Origin of the sequence: Microbacterium sp. (assembly GCF_047606685.1) — a bacterium.
Lineage (GTDB): Bacteria > Actinomycetota > Actinomycetes > Actinomycetales > Microbacteriaceae > Microbacterium.
Genome location: NZ_JASGEC010000059.1, coordinates 1 through 3,044 on the forward strand (window position 1 = coordinate 1; position 3,044 = coordinate 3,044).

The window sequence follows — 3,044 nt, forward strand, 5'->3', positions numbered from 1 at the left end:
CGCCCCGGGCGGGCGCGCCGCCGCGCTCGCGCCGGGGCGCGGCGGGACGGCCACGACCGGTTCGGCAGCGGATGCGCGGGGCTTGCCGCCATCCTTGGATCCCGCCGCCGTCCGCGCGCCGTGCGCCTGCTCGCGCTGACGCTCGGCGAAGTCGAACAGCGACGTGTCGCGCGCCAGCTCGGCCAGCCGCTCGCGGTACTGCTCGCGCGACGCGGGGTCGAAGCGGTGGTAGATCACCGCGGTGCCGACGATCTCGTCGCCGCGCTGGGTGCGCAGCAGCTCGGCGCGCGGCACGGTCACCGCCCACAGCGCTGCGAACGGCAGGTGCGCGAATCGCAGCGAGCCGTCCGGCATCCGCTCGCCCGCCGCCGCGCGGCCCGTGCGCGCCGCCACGAGCGCCCGCTCGGCGGGCGGCGTGATCGTGTACGCCGGCGCCCGCAGCGGGAACCACGGCACGACCGCCTTGATGCGGCCGAGGTCGGCGTCGTCGAGCGCGCGCTGGTCGCTCTGCGCCCCGCGATAGTGGAAGCGCTCCGACAGCGCCGTGTCGCTGGACGGCGCGTCGGGGAAGTCGACGCCCGACGCGCGCAGGCGCACGGGGAACACCGCGCGCTGGATCTGCGGGTCGAGGTCGAGCCGCGTCGTCAGCCAGTTCACCAGCCACAGGCCGACGAGCGGCAGCAGAACGCCGAGAGCCAGCAGCGCGAGCGCGAGCGCCACGACCAGCCCGGTGTTCACGGGGTGTGTCGAGGTGAACGCGATCGGCACATCCTGGGCGAGGCTGTCGCCCTTCGCGGAGCGCAGCTCGACGGAGACCGTCGCCTGCACCGCGCTGTCGGCCGCCTCGTGGTTCGCCGCGGTGAGGGCCAGCTCGCGCTCCTCGCCCTCGGCGATCGCGACGCAGCCGTCGGCGTCGAGGCCCGGGTCCAGCGTCCACCGCCAGCTCTTCTCGCGCGCGGCGGAATCGCTCGTGACGATGGGGTTCGCGGCGATGCACACCGTCCCCGCGCCGCCCGACTCGGGCCCGGCGATGCGGATGGTCCCGGTCGCCTCGCCGTCGCTGCCCTCGAGGTCGGACAGCCGCACGGGCAGCTCGGCGACACGCGGGAACTCCTTCGGGAGCACGGTCTTCACGCGCTGTTGCGTCGTGATCGGGGCGAGGGCGAGTCCGTGGGGCGAGGTCGTGAGGGGGTCGATGGACGCGGCGACCACGACCTCGGCGGCGGTGACGTCGGCGGGCACCGGGATCGTGATCCGCCCCGTCGCGCGGTCGACCTCCGCGTCGGCGAGCTCGCGGCGCGCGCCGCCGGACTCGACGAGCCACGCCGCGAAGTCGGCCGTGCCGAACACGTCGAGCCCCGTCTTCTCGCCGCCCAGCGTGCGCACGCGAGCCACGAGGGTCGCCGTCGTCGTGCCGTCCGGCGACCGCTCGATCGTGTTGGCTTTGCGGAAGACGATCGCGAGGTCGCTGAACAGGAAGAGCGACTTGGCGTTGCCCGCGTCCAGCCGCCACTGGCCCTGGGCGGCCGGATCCGTGGTGTCCACGTCGATGACCGTGCCGTTGTGCGCGCTCACCGTCGCCCACGGCTGCTGCGCCGAGCCTGACGCGGGCTCGAGGGCGGAGCCAGCGGGCGGTGTGAGCGTCCAGTTGCCGCTGAGCACGATCCGGAACCGCGCCACACCCGGGTCGATCCAGAACGACCCGTCCGCCTCGAACGGCTGCGGGTAGCCGCCGGCCACTTGCGCGCCCAGTTGCAGGAACACCTGCGAGAGCGCGTCCGGGCTGGTCGCCTCGACGAACAGGCCGTGCGCGTAGCCGGACGGGATCGGACTCTCGCCGCACGTCTTCTCTTGGCTGCCCACCGAGCCGCTGCCCTCGATCAGCGGCCGCATCACTTGGCCCGCCGCGGCCGCCTTCTTGTCGGTGGCCAACAGGGCGCCGACCACGACGACGCCGGACTGGCGCAGCGCGTTGAACACCCCGCGGCCACTGGCCGACGCGCCGTCGCTGACGAGCGCGGCGCCGCACATCGCGTTGAGCGCGTCACGGTCTTCCCGCCCCTGGCCGTCGGGCGCGCTGATGTCGATCTGGCCGTCGGTCAGCCACACCAGGACTTGGCAACCGGGCTTTCTCCCCTGCTGCGCGGACAGCTCGCGCTGGGCGCCGGCGAGCGCGGCGGGCCAGTTGGTGAACCCGCCCGGCTCCCGGTCGCGAATCGCCTTCTCGAGCTGGTCGGGGCCGCTCTTTCGCCACTCGCGCCAGCCGATCGTGGCGCTGAAGTCGCTGCTGAAGAACCCGGCACCCCAGTTGACGGTCGCGCTCTCGTGAAGCCTGCCCAGCTGCTCCAGGCTCGCGGCGAGGATGTCGGCTCGCATCGTCTCGGGATCAGACCCCGCTCCGCCGTCGTCGGCGCGGGCGAGCGACCCGGACGAGTCGATGAGGTAGTAGACGTTGAGCACGTCGTTGGAGGCGAGGCACGTGCGCAGGTCGGCGATCGCCTGCTGCCCGGCATCGGACAGCCCGCCGGCCAGGGCACGCGCGTCCGTCGGCGCGCTGGCGCTCGCGGCCGACACCGGGGCAAGGGCGAGGGCCAGGGCGGCGGCCGTCGCCAGCATCCGCTTCACGATCCACCCCACGCGGCAGACAGCGGCACACTGAGGTTGAGCACGTGCCACGCGCCGACGACGATCGACAGGCCGGCCAGCCAGCGCAGCGCCCGCGACCAGCCCGGGCGCAGCACGAAGTTGCGATTGGCGCCCAGGCCCTTGCGCTGCGCGACGGCGTTCCAGCCATAGCACGCCAGCACGACGGCCGGAGTGAGCAGGTAGCCGGCCAGGCTCACCCACCAGAAGCCGCCGACCACGAGCGGCAGCGGCGCCCCGAGGAAGCGAACGGGGTCGCTCGCCGGCGTCGCCGCGAGCACGACCGCCAGCAGCACGCTGAGTCCGAACGCCGCGGCGGCCACGATGAGCGGCCACGGGCTCGCGGCGGCGCGCACGCCGCCCGGCACGGGGCGGGCGCCGGCAAGACCGGGGGGCGCGGC

General features: G+C 74.5%; 2 protein-coding genes. Both read right to left on the reverse strand.

The genetic code is table 11. The annotated features are described in order from the left end of the window. The coding region (locus QM611_RS06630) for a hypothetical protein (protein WP_415079120.1) at positions 1–2,625 on the reverse strand (2,625 nt) is incomplete at its 3' end. Beyond that, the coding region (locus tag QM611_RS06635; RefSeq protein WP_415079121.1) for a hypothetical protein at positions 2,622–3,044 on the reverse strand (423 nt) is incomplete at its 5' end. The genes QM611_RS06630 and QM611_RS06635, both read right to left, overlap by 4 nt.